This window comes from Comamonas humi (assembly GCF_054782535.1).
This window is the reverse complement of record NZ_BAAGSH010000019.1, coordinates 116,222-136,633: the sequence shown is the minus strand read 5'-3', so window position 1 is coordinate 136,633 and position 20,412 is coordinate 116,222. Positions and strand designations below refer to the sequence as shown.

Genomic DNA, 20,412 nt, shown 5'->3' with positions numbered 1-20,412 from the left:
GCCCGCAAGCGTTCAAAGCATGAAAGAAGCAGGCCCTTTGATCAACCGTTTGGCCTCTGGCACTCGGAGTCGGGGCTTCGATTTTAGGCGGGGTGCCTAAAAATGCTACAGCAACATGGTCAAAATCTATGCATTTTCCGCATCAGAATATGCGTTAAACAGCACTGGTAAAAGACGCAAAAAGGCGCAAAAAAACCCGCCGGAGCGGGTTCTTTGGCTGGCGGCCGGGGCCGGTTCAGGCCATGTGCACGGCGATGAAGGCCAGCAGGAACATCATGATGGCGCCGACCACCGGCAGGACCACCGGGATGACCGGCACGATGGCTTCGACGGCGTCTTGCGGCTGGTGTTCGGTGCTGTGGTCGTGGGACATCGGGCGTTCTCCAAATCTGGTTGTAAGAGGTAGTTCACAAGCATTGTAGCGAGGCCTGCCGGCACCTGCCAATGCGGCCCGCGCGCCACAGCGCCAGCCGCAGAAGCAAATTGTTTCACATCACCGATGAATCCAACACTTCCTGCTATCAATACAGGAATTTTCCGGCGCGGTTTCATGGCCTTGTCATGGTGCTTTCCTAGAGTGGAGCCCGCTTGCGCAGGCGCAGGCCCCTCCGGTTTTCCCAACACTCCATAACTACCCACACCCATGAACTCACGCCGCCAATTCCTGCAGGGCACGCTCGGCACCGGCATGGCCGCCGCTACGCTGGCCGCCTTCCCGCCCAGCATCCGCCGCGCGCTCGCCATTCCGGCCAATTCCCAGACCGGCACCATCCGCGATGTGGAGCACATCGTGATCCTGATGCAGGAGAACCGCTCGTTCGACAGCTACTTCGGCACGCTGCGCGGCGTGCGCGGCTTCGGCGACCGCTTCACCATCCCGCAGCCGAACGGCCTGTCGGTCTGGCAGCAGCGCAACGCCAGCGGCGCGCCGGTGCTGCCCTACTACCTGGACAGCAACCAGGGCAACGCCCAGCGCGTGAGCGGCACGCCGCACTCATGGAACGACGGCCAGAACGCCTGGGATGGCGGCCGCATGTACCAGTGGGCCCGCTACAAGACCACGGCCTCGATGGGCTACTACCAGGAGAAGGAGCTGCCCTTCCAGTTCGCGCTGGCCAACGCCTTCACGCTGTGCGACGCCTACCACTGCGCGCTGCACGGCGGCACCAACCCGAACCGATTGTTCCTGTGGACCGGCACCAACGGCCCCACCGGCGCCGGCGTGGCCGCCGTGGTGAACGAGTGGGACGACATCGGCCCCTCGACCAGCGGCTACAACTGGACCACCTACCCCGAGCGCCTGCAGACCGCCGGCGTGAGCTGGAAGGTCTACCAGAACATGCCCGACAACTACACCGACAACTCGCTGGCCGGCTTCACGCAGTACCGCATGGCCAACGAGGCCTCGGGCAAGCCGGTGAGCAACAGCGGCAGCGTGGTGTCGCTCGCCTACGACCCGGCCGACGACCTGAACAACCCGCTGTACAAGGGCATCGCCAACACCATGCCCGACGGCGGCTTCCTCGGCAGCTTCAAGCAGGACATCCTCGAGGGCAACCTGCCCCAGGTGTCGTGGATCGTTGCGCCCGCCACCTACTCCGAGCACCCCGGCCCATCCAGCCCGGTGCAGGGCGCCTGGTACATCCAGGAGGCGCTCGATGCGCTCACCGCCGTGCCCGAGGTGTGGAGCAAGACCGTGCTGCTGGTCAACTTCGACGAGAACGACGGCTATTTCGACCACATCCCGTCGCCGGCCGCGCCGTCCATCAACCCCGACGGCACGCCCGCCGGCAAGACCACGCTGCCCGAGGCGGCGCTGGCCTCCGAGCGCTTCAACCACCCCAAGCCGCCAGGCACCAAGAGCCAGCCCCAGCCCGACGGCCGCGTCTACGGCCCCGGCGTGCGCGTGCCCATGTACGTGATCTCGCCGTGGAGCCGCGGCGGCTGGGTCAACTCGCAGGTCTTCGACCACACCTCGGTGCTGCGCTTCATCGAGGCGCGGTTCGGCGTGGCCGAGCCCAATATTTCGCCGTTCCGCCGCGCCGTCGCCGGCGACCTGACCAGCGCCTTCAACTTCGCCCAGCCCAACGACGAGCCGCTGCCCACACTGGCCGGCCGCAAGGACAAGGCCCAGGCCGACCTGCTGCGCGCCCAGCAGCAGGCGCTGCCCCAGGTGGTGCCGCCGGCGAACCGCGACTTCCCGCCGCAGGACACCGGCACCCGCCCCTCGCGCGCGCTGCCGTATGAGCTGAACGTGGACGCCCGCGTCGACGCCGGCGCGAATGCCGTGCGCCTGTCGTTCAGCAACACCGGCGCCGCCGCGGCCGTGTTCCACGTGTACGACCGCCTGCACCTCGACCGCCTGCCGCGCCGCTACATGGTCGAGTCCGGCAAGACCCTGGACGACCAGTGGACGGCCGCCGCCGACGCCGGCCGCTACGACCTGTGGGTGCTGGGCCCGAATGGCTTCCACCGCCACTTCATCGGCGACCTGAAGCGCCAGGGCGCCGCCGGCACGCCCCAGCCCGAAATCGCCGTGAGCTACGACCCCAAGCACGGCCGCGTCGAGCTGGAGTTGCGCAACGACGGCGCCGGCGAGTGCACGCTCAGCGTCGAGGCCTATGCCTATTTCGACGAGGGCCCGTGGAGCTTCAAGCTCAAGCGCGGCCAGCGCAAGAAGCACCACTGGAAGCTGGGCGACAGCGGCAACTGGTATGACTTCGTGGTCACCAGCAGCGCCGATCCGTCCTACGTGCGCCGCTTTGCCGGCCGCGTGGAAACCGGCGCCCATTCGGTCAGCGACCCGGCGATGGGCCTGGGCGAGCTGTGATACGATAGCTATCAATAAAATAGCTATTCGCGCTTGATTGGCCTGCCCCGCAGGCCAATTTCATTCATAACCCGAGCACCGGGTACAGCGACAGCACCAGCAGCGCCGCCATGCCCCAGTTGAAGCGCTGCAGCGCCCGAGGCGTGCGCAGGGCCCGCCCCACGGCGCTGCCGAACAGCGTCCAGACGCTGACGCTGGGGTAGTTCACCGCGCCCAGCACCAGCGCCGCCAGCAGCAGGTTGCCGGCCTGGCCGTCGCGCGGCATGTAGGTGGCGATGATGCCTATGGCCATGATCCAGGCCTTGGGGTTGACCCACTGGAAGGCCGCGGCCTGCCAGAAGCCGAAGGGCCGGGCGCCCGCCTGGCCCGCATCCACGCGGCCGGCGCGCGCGATCTTCCAGGCCAGCCACAGCAGGTAGGCCGCGCCCAGGTACTTCAGCACGGTGTACAGGCGCGGCTCGCGCTCGAACACCGCCCCCAGGCCCGCGCCCACCAGCAGCAGCATGGCGACCACGCCCAGGCTGATGCCCAGCATGTGCGGCACCGTGCGGCGGTAGCCGAAGGTGGCGCCCGAGGCGGTGAGCATCACATTGTTCGGCCCCGGCGTGACCGAGCTGACAAAGGCGAACAGCGCCAGCGGCAGCACAAAGGCGGAGGTTTCGGGCAGGACGGGCATGGCAGGAAGCAGCGAAAGGGACATGCTGCTATGCTAGGCGCACATACCAGTACAGTTACCATACACTTTGCCGGTTCACTGCATGGATTGGCCTGCTCCCATGACCCAGACACTTTCTTCGGCAAACCCGGCGGCGGCCTGGGGCTGGCAGCCGCTGCGCACCGGCGGCCAGCCGCTGGTCGAGCAGCTGGTCGAGCATTTCGGCGGCCGCATCCGCAACCACGGGCTGCGTGCCGGCATGCGCCTGCCCTCGGTGCGCGCGCTGGCCGAGCAGGCGGGCGTGAGCCGCGACACCGTGGTGCAGGCCTACGACCGGCTGGCGGCCCAGGGGCTGGTGCAGTCGCGCCGGGGCGCGGGCTTCTTCGTCTGCGCGCAGCGCGCCGTGTCGGTGGCGGCGCCGGTGCCCGCGGCCACGCTGGCCCAGGGCGCGGCCTTCGACACCACCTACCTGCTGCGCGGCATCTTCCGCGAGGATGCCGACGGCTCGGGCAACACCGGCAGCGCGGGCTGCCTGCCCGCCAGCTGGATGGACGAGGGGCTGATCAGCGGCGCGCTGCGCGCCATCCTCAAGCAGGGCGCACGCGCCGAACTGGGCCTGCTGGGCTACGGCCTGCCGCAGGGCTATGCGCCGCTGCGCCAGCAGATCGCCTCCACGCTGCAGGCGCAGGAGGTGCCGGCCCACCCCGACACGCACCTGATGACAGTGAGCGGCGTCACCCACGGGCTGGACCTGATCGTGCGCCGCTTCCTGCAGCCCGGCGACACGGTGCTAGTCGAGGACCCGGGCTGGTTCCTGGTCTTCGGCCGCCTGAACGCCATGGGCGTGAACGTGGTGGGCGTGCCGCGCCTGCCCGGCGGCCCCGACGTGCAGGCCCTGCAATCGCTGGCCGAGCAGCACCGCCCCAGGCTCTTCATCCTGAACACCGCCGTGCACAACCCCACGGGCCTGAGCCTGTCGGCCGGCGTGGCGCACGAGGTACTGCGCATCGCCGAGCGGCACGACTTCCTGCTGGTCGAGGACGACACCTACGCCGACTACCTGGGCAGCATGCCGCTGCGCCTGGCGGCCATGGACCGGCTGCAGCGCGTGCTGCTGGTCGGCGGCTATTCCAAGACCCTGTCGGGCGGGCTGCGCGTGGGCTACGTGGCGGCGCGGCCCGAGTTCATCCACCAGCTCACCGACCTGAAGCTGCTGGGCGGCCTGACCTCGGCGCTGCCCAGCGAGCAGATCGTGCACCGCATCCTGGCCGAAGGCGCCTACCGCAAGCATGTGGACCGGCTGCGCGAGCGCGTGGACAAGGCACGCCACCGCTGCCTGCGCCAGCTCGAGGCGCTGGGCTGCCCCGCGGTGCACGAGCCGGTGGCCGGCACCTTCGCGTGGGTGGACTGCGGCATGGATTCCGAGCTGCTGGCCCGCCAGGCGGCCGAGCAGGGCCTGCTGCTGGCGCCGGGCCTGCTGTTCTCGCCGCGCCAGGCGCCGTCGACGCTGCTGCGCATCTCGGTGGCCATGGCCGAGCAGCCTGCGGCCTGGGCCACGCTGGAGCAATTGCTCAGGCGCCACCGCCGCGGCTGAGGCCGCCGTCCGGGTAGCGGGCGCCCCGGCGCCGCGCCATGTCGTGGCCCATCGCGGCCTGCTCGGGCCCGCCCAGGCGGGCGCGCACCGCCGGGTAGGCCCGGCTTTCCTCGCGCTGCAGATGGCCGGCATGCAGCGCCGCGAAATCCGCCCAGCGGCGGCGGGCCTGCGCCAGCGCCTCGCCACCGGCCAGCTGCTGGGCCTGCACGGCCTGCAGCTCGGCGCGGATAGATAGCCATTGCTGCTCCATCGCCTCGTGCTCGGCATGCAGGGCGTCGGCCAGCGCGGCCTCGCCCGCCGCGCGCAGCGCGGGCAGCACATGCAGCTCCTCGTCCTCGTGGTGCAGCGGCCCGGCCAGGTCGAAATAGCGCTGCACGTCGGCCGCGGCGCTGCGCGCCTGGGCATCGCAGCCCTGGGCCGCCAAATGTTCGCCCAGGCGCCCCAGCAGCGCGAGCATGCGCTGCAGCCGCCCGTGGCAGGCGTGCAGCATCTCGAAGGGTTCGTCGAAGCCCGCGGCGGGCGGGGTGTGCAGGTCCAGGGTCATGCGCGCTCATCGGCGCCCGGCGGGGCGCTGGCCGCATTATGGCGCCGCGGCAGGCTTACACTGCGGCCTATGCGCCAGCCGCACAAGCTGTATCTACAACACCCATCGGAATGGACACATCGAGATGAAAAAAAAGCTTCCCCCCGCCGTCTGGATCCTGGTCGCCATGGTGCTGGGCATCCTGATCGGCTACATGATCTTCCTCAACTTCCCCGACAAGAAAGCCGCCGCCGAGATCGCCGGCTACATCTCCATCGTCTCGGACGTGTTCCTGCGCCTGATCAAGATGCTGATCGGCCCGCTGGTCTTCTCCACGCTGGTGGTGGGCATCGCCCACATGGGCGACGCGGCCTCGGTGGGGCGGGTCTTTCTCAAGGCCATGGCCTGGTTCGTCACCGCCTCGCTGGTGTCGCTGGTGCTCGGCCTGGTGCTGGCCAACCTGCTGCAGCCCGGGCACAACCTGGGGCTGCCGCTGCCCGACATCGGCGCCTCGGCCAACCTGGCCACGGGCAAGTTCACGCTCAAGGATTTCGTCAGCCACCTGGTGCCCAAGTCCTTCGCCGAGGCCATGGCCAACAACGAGATCCTGCAGATCGTGGTGTTCTCGATGTTCTTCGGCGTGGCGCTGGCGGCGCTGGGTGAGAAGGGCAAGACGCTCGTGGCCGCCATCGACGAGCTGGCCCACGTGATGCTCAAGATCACCGGCTATGTGATGAAGCTCGCGCCGCTGGCCGTGCTGGCCGCCATGGCCGCGACGGTGGCCGTGAACGGCCTGGAGATCCTGCTGAAGTTCGCCGTCTTCATGGGCGACTTCTACCTGGGCCTGTTCCTGCTGTGGAGCCTGCTGGTGCTGGCGGGCTTCACCTTCCTGGGCAAGCGCATCTTCAAGCTGATGGTGCTGATCAAGGAGGCGTTCATGCTGTCCTTCGCCACCGCCAGCTCCGAGGCGGCCTACCCCAAGATCCTCGACGCGCTGGACCGCTTTGGCGTCAAGCGCAAGATCTCGAGCTTCGTGATGCCCATGGGCTATTCGTTCAACCTCGACGGCTCGATGATGTACTGCACCTTCGCGACGCTGTTCATCGCCCAGGCCTATGACATCCACCTGTCGCTGGGCACGCAGATCACGATGCTGCTGATCCTGATGCTGACCTCCAAGGGCATGGCGGGCGTGCCGCGCGCCTCGCTGGTGGTGATCGCCGCGACGCTGAACCAGTTCCACATCCCCGAGGCCGGCCTGCTGCTGATCCTGGGCGTGGACACCTTCCTCGACATGGGCCGCTCGGCGACGAACGCGGTGGGCAACTCGATCGCCAGCGCCGTGGTCGCCAAGTGGGAGGGCGAGCTGCTGCCCGAGGCCGAGGCCGCCGCCAATGCCGCGCGCATGGACCAGGAGCTGCAGGCCTCGCTGGCCCAGCCCGCGCCCGCCGAGGCGACGAGGAGCGCGCTGTGAGCCGGCTGCGGCTCGGCGTGCTGGCCTGCGCGCTGGGGCTGGGCCTCTCGCTGGGCGCAGGCGCCCAGACCATCGGCAGCCCGGTACAGGCCGCCGGCGCCCAGTTGAGCGGCACGCTGGCCAAGCTGCGCGCCAGCGGCACCATCGCGCTGGGCTACCGCGAGGCCTCGGTCCCGTTCTCGTACCTCAACGCCCGCCAGCAGCCCATCGGCTATTCCATCGAGCTGTGCAAGGCGCTGGTCACGTCGATCGAGGACGCGATCAACAAGACGCTCACCATCCAGTGGGTGCCGGTCACCTCGGACAACCGCATCGCCGCGGTGGCGAGTGGCAAGGTGGACCTGGAGTGCGGCTCCACCACCAGCAACCTGGAGCGCCGCAAGCAGGTGGCCTTCTCGCCCATCATGTTCGTGGCCGGCACCAAGGTGATGGTGAGGCAGGGCACGGCCATCCGCAGCTTCCGCGATCTGGCGGGCAAGAAGGTGGCGGTGACGGCCGGCACCACGAACGAGCAGGTGCTGCGCAACCTGGATGCCAAGTTCAAGCTCGGCATCCAGCTGCAGGTGGTGCCCGACCATGCCCAGGGCTTTGCCCAGGTGGCCGCGGGCACGGCCGATGCCTTTGCCACCGACGATGTGCTGCTGTACGGGTTGATAGCAGAGAACGCGGGCAAGAACGCTGGCCAGGGCGGCAAGTTCGAGGTGGTGGGCGACTACCTCTCGTACGACCCCTACGCCATCATGTTCCGCAAGGATGATCCGCAGCTCGCGCAGGTGGTTGCCAAGAGCTTCCAGGAGCTGGCCGAGGACGGCGAGATCGAGCGCCAGTACAAGCGCTGGTTCCTGCGCAAGCTGCCCTCGGGCACCAGCCTGGACCTGCCCATGAGCGCGCAGCTGCAGACCATCATCGAAACCATGGTCATCAAGCCGGAGTGAGCGGGATGTTCAAGCCCTTCGTTGAGGGCAGAGGCCGGGATGTCGTCCCGGCGGCCGACCTACTTTTCTTGCGCGCGCAAGAAAAGTAGGCAAAAGAAAGCGCCCCTGCTGTCTGCGACCCCAACGCCTTGCGTTGGGGCAACCTGTGGCGTGACGTTTGCGGGGTGCGCCGTAGAACTCTCTCCGCGCCCAAGGGCGCTCCGTTCAAACAACCCCGGCGAGTCAGATAACGAAGCATGCGCGCTCCGACGCGCATGCCACCCCGCAAACGCCACGCCACAGGCGCATACAGAAGGGGGTTGTACGGGCCATCGCTGCGCTCGGCCCGATGAAAGCCCAAGCACAGCAATGGCCTGTGTGGCCGTTTGGGATTCCCTTCCGTTTGCAAAAACAATAGCCTCTAGCGCTTATCCACAGCCATATTCAAATAGATTTATATTTAAAATCAAGAAGCAGCAAGCGCCAGCCGCTCCTGTTTTCGTATCAAGCCACCACCACCTGCATCCCCGCCGCCTGCAGCCGCTCCATCACCTCCTGGATATGGGCCTTGCTGCGCGTCTGCAGCACGATCTCGATCTCGGTGTTCTGCGCCGCCAGGCTGGTGAAGGCGCGCTGGTGGTGCACCTCCTCGATGTTCGCGCCGGCCTCGGCCACGATGGCCGTGATGCGTGCCAGCATGCCCGGCACGTCGCGGGCGTTGATGCGCAGCCGCGCCAGCCGGCCCGAGCGCACCATGCCGCGCTGGATGATCGAGGCCAGCAGCAGCGGGTCGATGTTGCCGCCCGACAGCACCAGCCCCACCTTGCGGCCGGCAAAGCGCTCGGGCGTGCGCAGCAGCGCCGCCAGGCCCACGGCGCCCGCGCCCTCGACCAGGGTCTTCTCGATCTCCAGCAGCATCAGCACCGCCTGCTCGATGTCGCCCTCGTCCACCAGCACCAGGTCGTCCACCTGCGCGGCGATCACCTCGCGCGTCAGCGTGCCGGGGGTGCCCACCGCGATGCCCTCGGCCATGGTGGACACGCCCTGCGGGTGCTCCGTGCCCTTGACGGCGTTGACCATCGCCGGAAAGCGCGTGGTCTGCACGCCGATCACCTCGATGCCCGGCTTGGCGGCCTTGGCCGCCACGGCCATGCCGGCGATCAGCCCACCGCCGCCCACTGCCACCAGCAGCAGGTCGAGGTCGGGCTGCTCTGCCAGCATCTCCAGCGCCAGCGTGCCCTGGCCGGCGGCGATCTGCTCGTCGTCGTAGGGGTGCACGAAGACCAGCCCCTGCTGCTCGGCCAGTGCGTAGGCGTGGGCGCGGGCCTCCTCCAGCGAGTCACCGTGCAGCACCACCTCGGCGCCGAAGCTGCGCGTGCGCTCGACCTTCACGCCGGGGGTGAAGCGCGGCATCACGATCACCGCGCGCAGGCCCAGGCGCTGCGCGTGGTAGGCCACGCCCTGGGCGTGGTTGCCGGCGCTCATCGCGATCACGCCGCGGGCGCGCTCCTCGGCGCTCAGCTGGCTGAGCTTGTTGCAGGCGCCGCGCTCCTTGAACGAGGCGGTGAACTGCAGGTTCTCGAACTTGAGGTAGACCTGCGCGCCGACGATATTGGACAGCGTGTGCGAGTACAGGCAGGGCGTGCGCTCGATCTGGCCTTCGAGGCGCGCGGCGGCGGCGTGGATGTCTTGGATGCTGAGCATGGTGTGCGGATTGTGGCGTGGCCCGCGCCGTTTGGCTATGGCCGGTCTCTATCGTTTTGCTAGCGGTGTTTGCCGGCTCACTCAGGGTTGCTCCCCACAGCCGAGGCCCGCCAGTATCCAATATATTAGGCAGCTCCATCACTGCAGCCGTCTGGCCATCCTATGCACCACCCTTCCCGCAGCCACCGCGTTTCCACCCTTGTTTCGCGGCTGCGGCCGGTGGCCTTGCTGGCCGGCGCCCTCCTCGCCGGCGCCGCTGGTGCCGGGGGGCCGCAGCCCCCCGCCGCGCTCACCGGCCTGGTCGACCAGATGTACCCCGGCCTGCAAAGCACCTACGAGGACCTGCACGCCCACCCGGAACTGGGCTTTCAGGAAACCCGCACCGCCGCCAAGCTGGCGGCCGACATGCGCGCGCTGGGCTTTGAAGTGACCGAAGGCGTGGGCAAGACCGGCGTGGTGGCCATGTACCGCAACGGCGCCGGGCCGACGGTGATGGTCCGCACCGAGCTCGATGCCCTGCCCATGGAGGAAAAGACCGGCCTGCCCTATGCGAGCCGGGCCAAGGCCCAGTACAACGGCAAGGAGAGTTTCGTCACCCACAGCTGCGGCCACGACGTGCACATGACCAGCTGGCTGGGCACCGCCCGGGCGCTGCTGGCGCTCAAGGACCAGTGGAAGGGCACGCTGATGTTCGTGGCCCAGCCGTCGGAGGAAACGGTCACCGGCGCCCAGGCCATGCTCGGCGACGGGCTGTTCGAGAAGTTCGGCAAGCCCGACTTTGCCTTCGCGCTGCACACGGGCGCCATGCCCTTCGGCACCGTGGGCTACATCGCCGGCCCGACCACCTCCAGCTCCGATTCGCTGGACATCCGCTTCCACGGCCGCGGCGGCCATGGCTCGGCGCCCGACAAGACCATCGACCCGGTACTGATGGCCTCGAAGTTCGTGGTGGACGTGCAGAGCGTCGTCAGCCGCGAGAAGGACCCCATGGAATTCGGCGTGGTCACCGTGGGCGCCTTCAACGCGGGCACGGCCGGCAACATCATCCCCGACCAGGCCCGCGTGCTGGGCACCATCCGCAGCTACCGCGACAGCGTGCGCACCCGGCTGCATGACGGCATCACGCGCACCGCCAAGGCCCAGGCTGCCATGGCCGGCGCGCCCGAGCCCGAGATCCAGCTCGTCAAGGGCACCGATGCCGTGGTCAGCGATGCCGCGCTGGTGGCGCGCACCGTCAAGGCCCTCGAGGCGGCCCTGGGGCCTGCCAACGTTCGGCCCGTTGCGCCCATCACGGCCAGCGAGGACTTCTCGGCCTTCATCAACCGCGGCGTGCCGTCCATGTTCTTCACGCTGGGCATCTACGATCCCCAGCAGATAGCCGCCGCCAGCCAACCCGGCGGCAAACCCCTGCCCTTCAACCATTCGCCTTTCTTCGCCCCGGTGCCCGAGCCCACCATCAAGACCGGCGTGCAGGCCATGACCGTGGCCGTGATGAACGTGATGCAGTAGCGCCCGGCCCATGGCACGCCCGCTGCCGCGCCCACTTTTGGTGCAAAGATGGGCGCCCGGCCGCCGGCCCTGGCCGCATGCGCTATGATTTTTGCCATCTTCCTGCCGCCTGAAAGCATTTCATGACTTCTTCGATCGACCGCCGCCACGTCGGCGCCCGCCTGTCCGAAACCGCCATCTACAACGGCACGGTCTACCTGGCCGGCCAGATCCCCGAGAACAGCCCCGGCGCCGACATCACCACGCAGACCCGCGAGGTGCTGGGCCACATCGACCGCCTGCTGGCCGAGGCCGGCTCCAGCAAGCAGAGCATCCTGCAGTGCCAGATCTTCCTGACCGACGTGACCGAGATCGGCGCCATGAACGCCGTGTGGGACGCCTGGGTCGCCCCCGGCCACACGCCGCCGCGCGCCACGGTGCAGGCGCTGCTGGCCAACCCGGCCTACCGTATCGAGGTGGTGGTGGTGGCCGCCGTGGAAACCGCCCGCTGAGCCCTTCCCTGCAGGAATAGGACTTATGCACCGGCGCGCGGCCAGCGCCCGCCGATGCGCCCCAACCCCAGGAGGCATGCCCGTGGAGACCCCATGGCATGCCTCTTGCTTTTTCCGCCGCACAGCCGTCCGCCACCGGGAATACCCGCTGCACCGGTGAATGGGCCCTTGAGTACATTCTTGTACACAAGATAAAAATAATCTTGTATACAAAACCTTTCCCAAGGAATCCTCCTATGCGCCGCTTCGTCAAATCCCTCTTCGGGCAGGTGGTGATCGCACTCATCGTGGGTGTGCTCGCCGGTCTGCTGGTGCCCGAATACGCCGTCAAACTCAAGCCGCTGGGCGACGGTTTCATCAAGCTGATCAAGATGATCATCCCGGTGCTCGTGTTCTGCGTGGTGGTGCATGGCATCGCCGGCGCGGGCGACCTCAAGCGCGTCGGCCGCGTCGGGGTCAAGGCACTGATCTACTTCGAGGTGCTGACCACCATCGCGCTGGGCCTGGGCCTGGTGCTGGGCTTCCTGTTCGAGCCCGGCGTGGGCATGAACGTGGACGTCAGCAAGCTCGACCCGTCGGCCATGGCGGCCTACGCCAGCAATGCCGACAAGCTCACCAGCGGCGGCACGGTCGACTTCCTGATGAAGCTGATCCCCACCACCGTGGTGGAAGCCTTCGCCAAGGGCGACGTGCTGCAGGTGCTGCTGTTCGCGGTGCTGTTCGGCTGCGCGCTGGCGCTGCTGGGCGAGCGCGGCAAGCCGGTCTCCGACCTGGTGGACACGCTGTCGCTGGTGCTGTTCAAGATCATGGGCATCATCATCAAGCTGGCGCCGCTGGGCGTGCTGGGCGCCATCGCCTTCACCGTGGGCCAGTATGGCATCGGCTCGCTCAAGCAGCTGGGCCTGCTGGTGGCGCTGTTCTACGTGGCCGTGCTCCTGTTCGTGTTCGTGGTGCTGGGCCTGGTGATGCGCCTGTCGGGCTTCAGCCTGATCAAGCTGCTGCGCTACCTGCGTGAAGAGCTGACCATCGTCTTCGCCACCACCTCGTCCGACAGCGTGCTGCCCCAGATCATGGCCAAGCTGCGCAACATGGGCGTGCGCGATTCCACCGTGGGCCTGGTGATCCCCACCGGCTACTCGTTCAACCTGGACGCGTTCTCGATCTACATCACGCTGGCCGCCGTGTTCATCGCCCAGGCGACCAACACGCCCATCTCCATGGCCGACCTGCTGACCATCCTGGCCATCGCGCTGGTGACCTCCAAGGGCGCGCACGGCGTGCCGGGCTCGGCCATCGTGGTGCTGGCCGCCACGCTGCATGCGATCCCCGCCATCCCCGCGATCGGCCTGGTGCTGGTGCTGTCGGTGGACTGGTTCATGGGCATCGCCCGCGCACTGGGCAACCTGATCGGCAACTGCGTGGCCACCGTGGCGATCGCCGCCTGGGAAGGCGACATCGACCGCGAGCGTGCCCACCGCGTGCTCAACGGCGAACTCCCTGCCGATGACACCGCAGCGGACACGGCACAATTGGCAACTTCCCCATCCCAAACCCACACCTGAGTCCATGTCTCCTGTCACCCCCACCTCCATCGCCGAGCGCGTTGTCGAAGCCATCCTGGCGCAGAAGCTGTCGCCCGGCGAGCGGCTGGGGGAGCAGGATCTGGCCGACAACTTCGCCGTCAGCCGCACCGTGGTGCGCGAGGCGCTGATGCAGTTGCAGGCGCGCGGCTTCGTGCAGGTGCAGCCGCGCCGCGGCTGGTACGTGGTGCAGCCCAGCGCCGACGAGGCGCGCGACGCCTTCGCGGCGCGGCGCATCATCGAGTCCGGCATCATCGACACGGCCGGCCGGCCGATGCAGAAGGTGATCCGCCAGCTGCGCCAGCACATCGGCGAAGAGGAGCGCGCCATCCAGGCCGCCGACGCCGCCACCCGCGCCTTCCTGCTGGCCGACTTCCACGTCTGCCTGGCCGAGCAGATGGGCCACCGCTTGCTGGCCAACACCCTGCGCGACCTGACCGCCCGCACCACGCTGGCGGCCACGCTCTACCAGTCGCAGCACAGCGCCGAGCAGTCCTGCGCCGACCACGCCAGCATCGTCGCGGCGCTGGAGCGCGGCGACACCGCCCAGGCGCGCGAACTGATGCTGGAGCACATCGGCCAGGTGGAGGAGGCGCTGGAGATCACGCCGCCCACGCCCGAGCCCGGGCCCAGCGAACGCCTGCGCGCCACCCTGGCCCCGGTGGTCCGATGAGGCCGCGCACCGCGCGGCCCCAGCCGGCGCGCGCACCATCCACCGCCGCGCCACGCCTGCTGTGCTTCAACAAGCCCTATGGCGTGCTCAGCCAGTTCACGCCCGAGGGGCGCTGGCGCGGGCTCAAGGACCATATAGCCGTGCCCGGCGTCTACGTGGCGGGCCGGCTCGACGCCGACAGCGAGGGCCTGCTGCTGCTGACCAACGACGGCCAGCTGCAGGCGCGCATCGCCGATCCGCGCTTCAAGATGGAGAAGACCTACTGGGTGCAGGTCGAGGGCGTGCCGAGCGACGAGGCGCTGGCGGCGCTCGCCCGCGGCGTGCAGCTGAACGACGGCGCTACCCTGCCGGCCCGCGCGCGCCGGCTCGACCCGGCGCCGCAGCTCTGGCCGCGCGACCCGCCGATCCGCGTGCGCCAGAACATTCCGGACAGCTGGATAGAACTCGTCATCCGCGAGGGCCGCAACCGCCAGGTGCGGCGCATGACGGCCGCCGTGGGCCACCCCACGCTGCGCCTGGTGCGCATGGCCATCGGGCCCTATTCGCTGGACGGGCTGGCGCCCGGCAGCTGGCGCGACGTGGCCGTTTGACTATCAAAAAAAGAGCGGCTTGCGCTCACCTCACAAGCATTTCAATGCCAATCGATATTGAAATGCTTGCAGGGAAAGCGCCAGCCGCTCTCTTTTCAGAAGCAACTCAGAAGTAGGTCTGCACCACGTCGACCACGTTGTACGCGTCGTCGATGACCGGCACCTGGCGCCACTTGTCGAAGGTCAGGCAGGGGTGCGAGATGTCGAAGGCCAGCATGTCGCCGACCTTGATGTCGTCGCCCGGCGCGATCTTCAGGTAGGCGTGCTGGTCCATCATGCCGGTGACTTCCCAGTGTGCGGGCGTCGCCACGGGCGCGGCGCTGCCGGGCCGGTAGTGCTGCACCGGCAGCGGCATGCCGGCGTCGAAGGCCGCGTCGCGCTTGCCCAGGGCAACGATGGCGCGCTCGGCCTCGGGCACCGATTGCACATAGGCCCACAGCTGTAGCGCCGGCTGCAGGCTGGTGCGCATGCGGTGGGCCACCGGGTTGCGCACGTTGATCTGCGCCTGCGCGGCCTTGTAGATGCCCACGTCGTGCGTCAGGTAGCAGCCGGGGCGCAGCACCACGTCCAGCGGCTGGCCGATGTCGGCCTTGGCAAACTCTTCGGCCACCACGTCGTACCAGGCCGAGCCGGCGCCGGTCAGCACCGCGGGGCTGCGCTGCAGGCGGCCGGCCTTCGCCAGGTCGCCCAGCACCCGCACCGCGCGCTGCAGGAAGGCGCGGATGTCCGCCTCGGTCTGCAGCACGCCTTCATAGACCTCCACGCCGGCCAGCTTGACGGCGCCATTGGCGCGCGCCAGCGCATCCAGCACCGACTGCAGCTGCGCGTCGTCGCGCACGCCGGTGCGCCCGCCCTGCACGCCCAGCTCGATCAGCACCTGCATCGACTGGCCGGTCTGGCCGTAGAAGGCCGCCAGCTGGTCGACCTGGTCGGCCGCGTCCACCAGGCAGAAGAATTCAAACTCCGGATCGGCCATCAGCTCGCCCAGGATGGCCATGTTGCGCTTGCCCACGAGCTGGTTGGCCATGAGCACGCGGCGCACGCCGTGGGCGTAGGCCGCGCGGGTCTGGTGCGCGGTGGCCAGCGTGATGCCCCAGGCGCCGCCCGCGAGCTGCTTGTGGAACAGGCGCGGCGCCATCGTGGTCTTGCCGTGCGGCGCGAGCTTGGCGCCGTATTCGTCGACGAAGCGCTGCATCCAATCGAGGTTGTGCTCCACCTTGGACTGCAGCAGCACCGCCGCCGGCAGGTTCAGGTCTTCCCGCAGCACGTTCCAGCCCAGCGCCGCGATCTGCTCGGGCGCGCAGGCGTTGTCCAGGGCGCCCAGGCCCTTGTCCAGCGGATGGACCAGCGCGTCGGCCACACCACCTTGATACTTTTTATCAAACATAGAACAGTCTCCAATTGCCCATCGGGTAAACATGAGGTTGACATGATGATACCTTCGAATTTATTCTTCGCACCATCTTGTTATAAAGTAACACAGCCTCCAGCCCATGTCCGCCAGCGCCATCATGCACCAGCCGATGGATATCGTCACCCGCATCTCGCAGCGGGCGGCCGAGCTGCGCCCGGCCGAGCAGAAGGTGGCGCAGACGGTGCTGGGCAACGTCGCCGAGGCGGCCTCGGACAGCATCCAGACGCTGGCGCGCCGCGCCTCGGTCAGCGAGGCCAGCGTCACGCGCTTCGCCAAGGCCATGGGCTGCCGCGACGTGCGCGAACTCAAGCTGCAGCTGGCGCAGGCCGCTGCCGTGGGCCGGCGCTTCCTGGACGCCGCCCCCAGCCATCCGCCGTCGAGCGCCGACGGCATCCTGGCCGACATCCACCAGGTGCTGGCCGCCAACCGCGCGCTGCTGCGGCCGGCGGCCTTCGAGCAGGCGGCCGCGCGCATCGCCGCGGCGCGCATGGTCGTGGTCTTCGGCATGGGCGGCGGCTCCACCACGCTGGCCGACGAGGCGCGCTTTCGCCTGGCGCGGCTGGGCCGGCCCGTGGCCACCTACCACGACCCGGTGCTGCAGCGCATGGTGGCGGCCACGCTGGGCCCGCAGGACGTGGTGCTGGTACTTTCCACCACCGGCCAGGTGCCCGAGATCATCGCCAGCGTCAACGTGGCGCGCGAATATGGCGCCCAGGTGGTGGCCATCACCGCCATCGCCTCGCCGCTGGCCGCGCTGGCCGACGAGCTGCTGCCGGTGCAGGCGTTGGAAACAGATTTCATCTACAAGCCCTCGTCGTCGCGCTACGCGATGATGATGATGATCGACGTGCTGGCCACCGAGGTGGCGCTGGCACAGGAGGGCCGCAGCAAGGAGATGCTGCGGCGCATCAAGTACGTGCTCGATGCCCACCGCGGCGGCGGCGACCGCCAGCCGCTGGGCGACTGATCCGAGATTGACCCGAGACCGACCGGAGACCGAGATGACGCAATACGACAACCTGATCCGCAATGTCCGCATCGTGGACGGCAGCGGCGACGAGCCCGCCGCCGGGCGCTTCGACGTGGCGCTGGCCGGCGGCCGCATCGCCGCCATCGCGCCCGCGGGCGCGGCCGACGGCTGGCAGGCCGGCGCGCAGATCGACGGCAGCGGCCAGGTGCTGGCGCCCGGCTTCATCGACGTGCATACGCACGACGACACCAACGTGATCCGCACGCCCGACATGCTGCCCAAGGTGTCGCAGGGCATCACCACGGTGATCGTCGGCAACTGCGGCATCAGCGCCTCGCCGGTCACGCTCAAGGGCAACCCACCCGACCCGATGAACCTGCTGGGCCCGGCCAGCGTGTTCGGCTACCCCACCTTCGCGGCCTACGTGGCGGCGGTGGAACAGGCGCAGCCCGCCGTCAACGTGGCGGCGCTGGTGGGCCACACCGCGCTGCGCAGCAACCACATGGACCGCTTCGACCGCCCGGCCACCGAGGCCGAGGTGGCCGCCATGCGCGGGCAGTTGCAGGAGGCGCTCGACCACGGCGCGCTGGGCCTCTCGACCGGCCTGGCCTACCCCAATGCCTATGCCTCCACACCCGAGGAGGTGATGGGCCTGGCCGAGCCGCTGGCCGCCGCCGGCGCCCTGTACACCACACACCTGCGCACCGAGTTCGCCGCCATCCTGGATGCGATGGAAGAGGCCTACGCCGTGGGCAAGCACGCGCGGGTGCCGCTGATCATTTCCCACCTCAAGTGCGCAGGGCCCGAGAACTGGGGCCGCGCCGGCGAGGTGCTCGACTCCATCGACGCGGCGCGGCGCTGGCAGCCGGTGGCCTGCGACTGCTACCCCTACACTGCCAGCTCGACCACCATCGACCTCAAGCAGGTGCGCGACGACATCGAGATCTTCATCACCTGGTCCGACCCGCACCCGCAGATGGCGGGCCAGACGCTCAAGGAGATCGCCGCCGCCTGGGGCGTGGACACCATGGAAGCCGCACGCCGCCTGCAGCCCGGCGGAGCGGTCTACCACAACATGTCGGCGGCGGACCTGGAGCGCATCCTGGCTCACCCCTCCAGCGTGGTCGGCTCCGATGGCTTGCCCAACGATCCCAACCCGCACCCGCGCCTGTGGGGCTCCTTCCCGCGCGTGCTGGGCCATTTCAGCCGCGACCGCGGCGTGCTCACGCTGGCGCAGGCGGTGCGCAAGATGAGCGGCCAGTCGGCCGAGCGATTCGCCCTGGCCGAGCGCGGCCTGGTGCGCGAAGGCTGGTGGGCCGACCTGGTGCTGTTCGACCCCGAGACGGTGCGCGACGTCGCCACCTTCACCGATCCCAAGCAGCCCGCCGTCGGCATCGCCGCCGTGTGGGTCAATGGCCAGCTCTCGTACCGCGACGGCGTGGTGCAGCCGGCGCATGCCGGGCGCTTCCTGCGCCGCGGCCCCCGCAACCAGGCCGCGTTTGCCTGAATCCCAAACCTGAACTTTTTTCGTTGGAAAGGAAATCCCCATGAGCATTACCCGAATTGGCGTCGAAGGCGGCACCGGCACCGGCGGCCAGCACCTGCCCTTTGCCCGCGCGGCAGGCGCCGACGGCTGGCTGTTCGTCTCGGGCCAGACCCCCATGGTCAATGGCGAGGTGGTCGGCAACGGCATCGTCGAGCAGTCGCACCAGACCATCCAGAACGTGCTGGCCATCCTGAAGGAAGCCGGCTACGGCCCCGAGCACGTGGTGCGCTGCGGCGTGTGGCTGGACGATCCGCGCGACTTCCAGTCCTTCAACAAGGTGTTCAAGGAGTACTTCGGCGCCAACCCGCCGGCGCGCGCCTGCGTGGTGTCCAGCATGGTCATCGACTGCAAGGTCGAGGTCGATTGCGTGGCCTACAAGAAGCCCTAAGCACCTTCCATAGCAGCCCTCCAGGAGACACACAATGACACCACTACAAGGCAACTCCCTGCTGCTGGCGGCCGCTCTGGCCGTGGTCGCGCTGATCTACCTGATCGCCGTGCAGAAGCTCAACCCCTTCGTCACGCTGATCGTCGTGTCGCTGGCGCTGGGCGCCGCCGTGGGCATGCCCATGGGCGGCATCGTCAAGGCCTTCGAGACCGGGGTGGGCGGCACGCTCGGCCACATCGGCCTGGTCGTGGGCCTGGGCACCATGCTCGGCAAGATGATGGCCGAATCCGGCGGCGCCGAGCGAATAGCGCGGACGCTGATCGACTTCTTCGGCGAGAAGAACGCGCACTGGGCCATGCTGGTGATCGCCTTCATCATCGGCCTGCCGGTGTTCTTCGAGGTGGGCTTCGTGCTGCTGATCCCGATCGCCTTCAACGTGGCCAAGCGCACCAACACGCCCATCCTGATGGTGGGCCTGCCCATGGTGGCCGGCCTGTCGGTGGTGCACGGCCTGATCCCGCCGCACCCGGCCGCGCTGCTGGCCGTGACGGCCTACCAGGCGGACATCGGCAAGACCATCCTGTTCGCGCTGATCGTCGGCGTCCCCACCGCCATCCTGGCCGGCCCGGTGTTCGCCAAGCTGATCTCGCGCGTCGTCGTGGCCGACCCGAACAACCCGCTGGAGAAGGAATTCGTCGAGAAGGACAGCCAGCAGCGCGAGCTGCCGGGCTTCGGCATCACGCTGTTCACCATCCTGCTGCCCGTGGTGCTGATGCTGATCGGCAGCTGGGCCGACGTGTTCACCACGCCCAAGAGCCTGGCCAACGACATCCTGAAGTTCGCCGGCAACTCGGTGATGGCCCTGCTGATCGCCGCGCTGGTGAGCTTCTTCACCTTCGGCAAGGCGCGCGGCTTCTCGCGTGACCAGATCCTCAAGTTCACCAACGACTGCCTGGCGCCCATCGCGGGCATCACGCTGGTGGTGGGCGCGGGCGGCGGCTTCGGCCAGATCCTGCGCGACTCGGGCGTGTCCAACGCCATCATCGGCGTGGCCAACGCGGCGCACCTGTCGCCGCTGCTGCTGGGCTGGGTGGTGGCGGTGATGATCCGCATCGCCACCGGCTCGGCCACCGTAGCCATGACCACGGCCTGCGGCATCGTCGCGCCCATCGCCGCCGCCTCGGGCGTGGCCGTGCGGCCCGAGCTGATGGTACTGGCCACCGGCGCCGGTTCGCTGATCCTGTCGCACGTGAACGACGGCGGCTTCTGGCTGGTGAAGGAGTACTTCAACCTGACCGTGCCGCAGACCTTCCAGACCTGGACGGTGCTGGAGACCATCATCTCCATCGTCGCGCTGCTGGGCACGCTGGCACTGTCGACCGTGGTGTAGGCCTCGGCGCCTCAAAAAGAATAGCTGCTGGCGCTTGCTGCATAAGCGCCAGCAGCTTTTTTTATGCCCACATCGCCAGGGCGCCTGTTTACCCGGCGTGGCAAGACCCGTCCATTGGGAGTTCCCGCATGGTCTTTCGAGGGGCATCACCCCTTAACACCCTCCAA

18 protein-coding genes are annotated in these 20,412 nt (G+C 68.5%); 13 read left to right on the top strand and 5 right to left on the bottom strand.

Going from position 1 to position 20,412, the window contains the following annotated elements; genetic code table 11:
• Positions 1-235 precede the first annotated feature (235 nt).
• The gene (locus ACYVKR_RS20795; protein ID WP_460482878.1) at positions 236-373 is read right to left on the bottom strand and encodes a hypothetical protein; all 138 of its coding nucleotides are present in this window, start codon (positions 371-373) and stop codon (positions 236-238) included.
• A 270-nt stretch (positions 374-643) separates the two neighbouring features.
• On the opposite strand from ACYVKR_RS20795, the gene ACYVKR_RS20790 reads away from it, so the two are divergent.
• A complete protein-coding gene (locus ACYVKR_RS20790; RefSeq protein WP_460482877.1) occupies positions 644-2,830 on the top strand; it encodes a phosphocholine-specific phospholipase C in 2,187 nt (728 codons plus the stop codon).
• A 64-nt stretch (positions 2,831-2,894) separates the two neighbouring features.
• Here ACYVKR_RS20790 and ACYVKR_RS20785 read toward each other — a convergent pair whose 3' ends face one another.
• Positions 2,895-3,506, bottom strand: coding sequence for a LysE family translocator (locus ACYVKR_RS20785; RefSeq protein ID WP_460483195.1), 612 nt, complete (start codon positions 3,504-3,506; stop codon positions 2,895-2,897).
• A gap of 100 nt (positions 3,507-3,606) precedes the next feature.
• Here ACYVKR_RS20785 and ACYVKR_RS20780 point away from each other — a divergent pair, with 100 nt between their 5' ends.
• Positions 3,607-5,079, top strand: a complete 1,473-nt coding sequence (locus ACYVKR_RS20780; protein ID WP_460482876.1) for an aminotransferase-like domain-containing protein — start codon at positions 3,607-3,609, stop codon at positions 5,077-5,079.
• Here the strand turns inward: ACYVKR_RS20780 and ACYVKR_RS20775 are convergent.
• Positions 5,057-5,623, bottom strand: a complete 567-nt coding sequence (locus ACYVKR_RS20775) for a hemerythrin domain-containing protein (protein ID WP_460482875.1) — start codon at positions 5,621-5,623, stop codon at positions 5,057-5,059. The genes ACYVKR_RS20780 and ACYVKR_RS20775 overlap by 23 nt on opposite strands.
• A gap of 124 nt (positions 5,624-5,747) precedes the next feature.
• Here ACYVKR_RS20775 and ACYVKR_RS20770 point away from each other — a divergent pair, with 124 nt between their 5' ends.
• On the top strand, positions 5,748-7,076 hold the full coding sequence (locus ACYVKR_RS20770) for a dicarboxylate/amino acid:cation symporter (protein WP_460482874.1): 1,329 nt from the start codon (positions 5,748-5,750) through the stop codon (positions 7,074-7,076).
• Between the two features lie 50 nt (positions 7,077-7,126).
• Positions 7,127-8,011 carry an amino acid ABC transporter substrate-binding protein gene (locus tag ACYVKR_RS20765; RefSeq protein ID WP_460483194.1) on the top strand — a complete coding sequence of 295 codons (885 nt, stop codon included), beginning with the start codon at positions 7,127-7,129 and terminating at the stop codon, positions 8,009-8,011.
• A 483-nt stretch (positions 8,012-8,494) separates the two neighbouring features.
• Here ACYVKR_RS20765 and ACYVKR_RS20760 read toward each other — a convergent pair whose 3' ends face one another.
• Positions 8,495-9,694, bottom strand: a complete 1,200-nt coding sequence (locus ACYVKR_RS20760; protein WP_460482873.1) for a threonine ammonia-lyase — start codon at positions 9,692-9,694, stop codon at positions 8,495-8,497.
• Between the two features lie 162 nt (positions 9,695-9,856).
• On the opposite strand from ACYVKR_RS20760, the gene ACYVKR_RS20755 reads away from it, so the two are divergent.
• The 5 genes from ACYVKR_RS20755 to ACYVKR_RS20735 all read left to right on the top strand — a co-directional run bounded on the left by ACYVKR_RS20755 (position 9,857) and on the right by ACYVKR_RS20735 (position 14,537).
• Entirely contained in the window at positions 9,857-11,203 is a 1,347-nt protein-coding gene (locus ACYVKR_RS20755; protein ID WP_460482872.1) for a zinc-binding metallopeptidase family protein, read from the top strand.
• A 122-nt stretch (positions 11,204-11,325) separates the two neighbouring features.
• Positions 11,326-11,694: a RidA family protein gene (locus ACYVKR_RS20750; RefSeq protein WP_460482871.1), complete on the top strand. Its 369-nt coding sequence runs from the start codon at positions 11,326-11,328 to the stop codon at positions 11,692-11,694.
• Between the two features lie 236 nt (positions 11,695-11,930).
• Positions 11,931-13,256, top strand: a complete 1,326-nt coding sequence (locus tag ACYVKR_RS20745) for a C4-dicarboxylate transporter DctA (protein ID WP_460482870.1) — start codon at positions 11,931-11,933, stop codon at positions 13,254-13,256.
• Between the two features lie 4 nt (positions 13,257-13,260).
• Complete coding sequence (locus tag ACYVKR_RS20740; protein WP_460482869.1) at positions 13,261-13,947, top strand: GntR family transcriptional regulator; 687 nt, start codon at positions 13,261-13,263, stop codon at positions 13,945-13,947.
• Positions 13,944-14,537 carry a pseudouridine synthase family protein gene (locus ACYVKR_RS20735; protein WP_460482868.1) on the top strand — a complete coding sequence of 198 codons (594 nt, stop codon included), beginning with the start codon at positions 13,944-13,946 and terminating at the stop codon, positions 14,535-14,537. Before ACYVKR_RS20740 ends, ACYVKR_RS20735 begins: the two co-directional genes overlap by 4 nt.
• Positions 14,538-14,643: 106 nt before the next feature.
• Here the strand turns inward: ACYVKR_RS20735 and ACYVKR_RS20730 are convergent, their stop codons facing one another.
• The gene (locus tag ACYVKR_RS20730) at positions 14,644-15,924 is read right to left on the bottom strand and encodes an amino acid deaminase (protein WP_460482867.1); all 1,281 of its coding nucleotides are present in this window, start codon (positions 15,922-15,924) and stop codon (positions 14,644-14,646) included.
• A gap of 124 nt (positions 15,925-16,048) precedes the next feature.
• Between ACYVKR_RS20730 and ACYVKR_RS20725 the strand changes: the two genes are divergently transcribed.
• The 4 genes from ACYVKR_RS20725 to ACYVKR_RS20710 are packed head-to-tail and all read left to right on the top strand — an operon-like array spanning position 16,049 to position 20,245.
• Positions 16,049-16,918 (top strand): MurR/RpiR family transcriptional regulator, encoded by an 870-nt coding sequence (locus ACYVKR_RS20725; protein ID WP_460483193.1) that lies wholly within the window; start codon positions 16,049-16,051, stop codon positions 16,916-16,918.
• Between the two features lie 34 nt (positions 16,919-16,952).
• Complete coding sequence (locus ACYVKR_RS20720) at positions 16,953-18,428, top strand: N-acyl-D-amino-acid deacylase family protein (RefSeq protein ID WP_460482866.1); 1,476 nt, start codon at positions 16,953-16,955, stop codon at positions 18,426-18,428.
• 40 nt (positions 18,429-18,468) lie between these two features.
• Complete coding sequence (locus ACYVKR_RS20715) at positions 18,469-18,855, top strand: RidA family protein (RefSeq protein WP_460482865.1); 387 nt, start codon at positions 18,469-18,471, stop codon at positions 18,853-18,855.
• Positions 18,856-18,889: 34 nt separating this feature from the next.
• Positions 18,890-20,245, top strand: a complete 1,356-nt coding sequence (locus ACYVKR_RS20710; RefSeq protein WP_460482864.1) for a GntP family permease — start codon at positions 18,890-18,892, stop codon at positions 20,243-20,245.
• Positions 20,246-20,412 lie beyond the last annotated feature (167 nt).